This window comes from Candidatus Thiosymbion oneisti (genome assembly GCF_900092655.1).
GTDB classification, from domain to species: Bacteria; Pseudomonadota; Gammaproteobacteria; order Chromatiales; family Chromatiaceae; genus Thiosymbion; species Thiosymbion oneisti.
On record NZ_FLUY01000848.1, the window covers coordinates 1 to 4,341 of the forward strand.

The window sequence follows — 4,341 nt, forward strand, 5'->3', positions numbered from 1 at the left end:
AAACTCGTAGCCGCTGCTGCATGGGCCTGATGTGCTTGATTTTCATGAGGATTCAGCTCAATTGAGAACGCCCCCTAAGAACTAACTGCTTGTAATGCCCGGTTGGCTCCCTCGCCCCCCTCGGGAGAGAGGCTTGGAGAGGGCTGGGGAGAGGGGGGATCAAGGGCATTATTTCGATCGGATTGGTCACGCCATATCAAACAATATCAATGGGTTGGTTTTTGGACAGCCTCTTAGGCTGTCTGCCGCACGCGGCCCGGTTTCAACGCCAACGAACGATCACGAGTGAGGGGGAGGATGGGGTCTTTTCTGCAGGAGATGTTCTCGCGTTTCGGCGGGGCCTTCAAGCCTTGGGACGACGCGGAGGCTACCGAGCCGTCCTGCAACGGCACCCTGGCACAGGCGGTCGAGCACGTAGTGAACGAGACCTACAGCCGTCTACGTTTTCTATCCGGCTACTCCCGGCGTTTGAGAGAACCGGTCGCGACAACCTTTCGCTACATCGACGGGCTTGTCGAAGCAGTCCCCGGAGCTATCCTGTGCAGCCGGGCTGCGTTCTCCGGGGATCCCCGGGTCAACGCCTTTTTCGCCGATCCCAACCACTTGCAAGCGGTGTTCAGCCGGAGCGCGGAGGTCCATGAGCTGCTGGAGGCCAACCCTGATGCCGAGGCGTATTGGGCGCTCCTGTGCATGAAAATAGAAGAGCACCGGCAGCTAGGGGTGTCATTGGTCGGCGACGCGGTGCGCAAGGATGTCATACAGACCACCGTGAACTTTATCGACCACCAGGTCCTTTCTCCCGCTACCAGCGAGACAGGGGCCAGGCATTCGCTCAAGTGCTGCATCTTCAACGGATTGCTGGCGTACATTCGCAAACGGGTCAGGGATGAGAAAATCAGGGTCACCGAGCTGGAGCATCGTCGCAATTTTCTCGTCACCCGTCTGAACCGGAATGCCTCTGAAGACAGCGGCGAGTCTCGCCAAGAACTGCAACGGGAGCTCGACGAGATCGGGGAAACGCTCGCGCGGGAAATCCCCCGGTTGGCGTCCCTGGAATCCCGTCTCGAGCTGGTGGCCGATGTCCTGGGGAACCCGGCCCAATACGTCGGCGGGCATTTGAGCTCCATCCACCTGAACCGCATGGGGATCAAGCTGGACGGCAATCGGACCGAGACCGGCAACGAGGTTCCCCTCTTCGAGATCCAGGTCGCCGGCCAGGGTACCAGAATCGGGGCCCTGGTGCGTTTTCCCCGGGCCGAACTCCTGCCGCGGCCGGACCTTGTCCGCAAGGCCGATCTCTTCCTTACGCTTTGAGGCCGGTTACGCCTGTCCCCGTTCGGCCTGCCGCCCCTATTGCCTTCCTGGCAATTTTTCCGGACGCGTAGGATGCGGTGAGCGCGGGAGACCTTTCAGGATGGCACTGTCGGGTGGCGCGAACCGCATCGATGATGCGGTAAGCGCGGGTGGTTTTCCGGTGGGCACAGCCCACCCTACGTGGCGCGAACCGCATCTCAGGGGGCAGTTGTCAGGGGACCTCCCCTGACAACTGTCCCCTGCCCCCTATCAATCGATGCGGTTCGCTGAATGTCAATACGCCCTGGATACGGAATTGCGGCGGTCGGGATGATAGACTAGCGCGATTGAGAATAATTCCAAACGGTGGCGTTCTACGTGGTGCGAATCGATATCCTGCCACGGCATGGATTTCCATTCACCACAACCCGCACGGTATCTTCGATTTGGACGGGGACCTAGCATATGACACCGGAAGCGGTTTTCCTTCTCATCAGTTTTCTTCTCGGCCTGTTCGGGATACTGGCCATCGTCATTGGTGTAGTGGCAGCGATCCTGATCGGAGAGGGAGAGGTAAGGCTCATCGACACGCCGACATTGCTCAAGGATACAAAGGTCCCGTTTGGGGGAGAGAGAAAATATGAGTAAGTTCGAGTCTGGTACCCAGTTTCGACTGATGTTGCAAATTCATAGCCTCCATTGGCCTATATGTTTTAGGGGGTAACTAACCCGCGTAGGTCGGGTAAGGCACGCCCCGTGAGTTGCACGGTGGCCGCGGCTATATGTCGGGTGGCGGTCGTCCCTGACCTTACCCGACCTACACTGGCTCTAACCGATTGTTTTCACATATTAAATGCCTGCAACATCCCAGCAGTCCGCACCGTGGACCCTACAGCCAATCAAGTGGTTAGGGTAGGGTCCGCGGTGCGGACCGCTTGAGCATTGCGGGGTAGTGTATTAATTTTGTTGGTGCTGCAATTTTACTGTCCCAAAGTCCGGCGGCGTCGCCGCGCGGCTTCCTCTTTCTTCTCCGGCTCCCTGTTTTTCTTGGATTTCTTCCCATAGAGGCGTGCCGCGAGTGCGCGACCAACGATCTTGGAGCCGTCATCACCCGGCCCGGCACTCTCCTTCGAGGTCCTTTGGTCGTCGGAGGAACTTTTCTCGAGGGTCTTTTCCACGGCATCAGCATCCGTTATCGCTTCAATGTCCGCCGCCAGTTCCTTGCTATCCTTTTCCGCCTGCTTTTCCGCCTCCGCCTTGATCGCATCGCATTCCTCTTCAAAATGCGTCCTCATCGCATTCAGATCTTCCTTCCAGGGCGCCTTTTTCTCCGTCAGGCGTGCTTCCTTGTCTTTATCGAGTAGGAATTTCTTTTGCTCCGCCTCGGAGGGTAGTTTGGAGAATTCCTCCTTTTCCTTGCCCGTCAAGTTCGCCCATTTCTCCGTGAACTTAGTCTCCACTTCCTCTTTTAATACCCTGGTTTCCTTCGGCGTCAATTCCACCCCCGGCATTTTTGCGGCGATTTGTTCGATCAGTTTTTCCGTATCGCCGTAATCGAAATCCGCATCGACCTTCAGCCCCTTCTCGGCCAATGCCTCGACCAGCGAATTGGCAATAGCCAGTTGCTTTTTCTCTTCTTCCAGCTTGTTTTTATCGACTTTTACATCATCCGCGAAGGGCAGGTTGGCCACAGCTGTCGGCCCTTTGACCAGCAGGTCATAAACCTTGTCGGCCATCGCCATCTTATATAGGCTCTTAAACAACACCTGTTGCGGTTTGAATTGAGCGGTGAGCTCCGCCTGTTTATCTTTATTCAGCTTTTTGAAGGCTGCATCATCCATGCCCGTTACACCGGTCTGGATGCTGTTCGAGACCGTCTTGGATAAACCGAAAGAGAGGCCGGTTGATTTCCAATACATTTTCATATTCCATGGGCTGGCTGAAAGCAAAAAAACCAGTTCTTTCCGCTCTCAGTCGGCCTTAGAATTTGAAAGTATCCTAAAATATCAATAGGTTAACAACAGGAACAACTCTAATGTCGCCAGCAATTCCCGTTCTTCTCTCTTGCGCTCCGCGGCGGTACCGGTCGGCTGCACGGTCGTCGTTTTCCAGAGGTCGCGCATAAAGTTGCTCGCTTCCGCGTAGGATTCCAGCCCGCTAACGCTGAAGCGATGATAGCCCACGCCGGTTGTCAGATAGTCCTGATAGTCAATATCCGCTGCGGCCAGCAGCGTAGCTCCCTTGCGAGAGAGGTCGAATGGCGGGATATGGAGGTCCTTGAATTTCTCCGGCTCGCTCAGCATGGTCTCGCCGATTTTCTGCTTGAGTTTTCTTTCAAACTCGACCTTTTTCCCCTCATGGGTCAGGTCCTTGAGTTGGTCCTTGAGCGCATCGTCGATTTTGAATACGTGCTTGCTGATCTTCTTATCCAGATCCGCGATCTCCACCGCCAGCGTTTTGGCCTCTGCGGAAGGTGTACCAGTGCGGGCATCGATGCCATGTAATTGCATGGCCTTTTGCAGGCGGGTTTCGGACCAGGTCTTTAGCTGGTCATAGCTCTTGGAACACCACAGGGCCACCGATTTTTCCGGCGCCAGATCATTGACGGCAAAGTCAATAACGCTATAGTCGTTGCTGTATAGGCCCTTGGCGACATTGAGGAATTTCTCGAAGGCGATCTCCTTGTTATTGATCAGGAATTCCTTCAGCAGAGCATGGGCGGCTTTTTCATGGTTGGTCCAGGTCCCCGGCGGGTCTTGTGTCAGGCTACTCCGAATTTTGGGGTCGATGCCATCCAGCATTTTGATCAACTCGTCGCCCTGATAGTCCTCCAACTGCCCGGCGTAGACAACCTTCAGCAGCTCTTTTCTGTCACTGATATTGAACAGGCTCTGGTCCTTGGTCAAAGCGCAATGCCATTAAGTTAACACCTAACGTTCTGTATTTGTTAAACTATTCCCTATCTTCGACCAGCACGATGAGGAGTCAACCATGGTTCTCAGACCAAAGCCGGTCCAACTTACCGAAGTAGAAACCAAGTTAATCAGT

The 4,341-nt window shown here is 55.2% G+C and carries 4 protein-coding genes; 2 read left to right on the top strand and 2 right to left on the bottom strand.

The window, feature by feature from the left end:
- Nucleotides 1–297: 297 nt before the first annotated feature.
- Together BQ17_RS08990 and BQ17_RS08995 are read left to right on the top strand one after the other, a co-directional pair.
- Nucleotides 298–1,314: a hypothetical protein gene (locus BQ17_RS08990; protein ID WP_141699188.1), complete on the top strand. Its 1,017-nt coding sequence runs from the start codon at nucleotides 298–300 to the stop codon at nucleotides 1,312–1,314.
- A 444-nt stretch (nucleotides 1,315–1,758) separates the two neighbouring features.
- On the top strand, nucleotides 1,759–1,941 hold the full coding sequence (locus BQ17_RS08995) for a hypothetical protein (protein ID WP_089726299.1): 183 nt from the start codon (nucleotides 1,759–1,761) through the stop codon (nucleotides 1,939–1,941).
- Between the two features lie 332 nt (nucleotides 1,942–2,273).
- Here the strand turns inward: BQ17_RS08995 and BQ17_RS09000 are convergent, their stop codons facing one another.
- Together BQ17_RS09000 and BQ17_RS09005 are read right to left on the bottom strand one after the other, a co-directional pair.
- A complete protein-coding gene (locus BQ17_RS09000; protein WP_141699189.1) occupies nucleotides 2,274–3,212 on the bottom strand; it encodes a hypothetical protein in 939 nt (312 codons plus the stop codon).
- A gap of 87 nt (nucleotides 3,213–3,299) precedes the next feature.
- Nucleotides 3,300–4,199: a hypothetical protein gene (locus BQ17_RS09005; RefSeq protein WP_089726303.1), complete on the bottom strand. Its 900-nt coding sequence runs from the start codon at nucleotides 4,197–4,199 to the stop codon at nucleotides 3,300–3,302.
- Nucleotides 4,200–4,341 lie beyond the last annotated feature (142 nt).

Bases quoted from the DNA above. Each gene is read 5' to 3' on its own strand.
- BQ17_RS08990 (WP_141699188.1), top strand. From the start codon at position 298: ATGGGGTCTTTTCTGCAGGAGATGTTCTCGCGTTTCGGCGGGGCCTTC.
- BQ17_RS08995 (WP_089726299.1), top strand. From the start codon at position 1,759: ATGACACCGGAAGCGGTTTTCCTTCTCATCAGTTTTCTTCTCGGCCTG.
- BQ17_RS09000 (WP_141699189.1), bottom strand. From the start codon at position 3,212: ATGTATTGGAAATCAACCGGCCTCTCTTTCGGTTTATCCAAGACGGTC.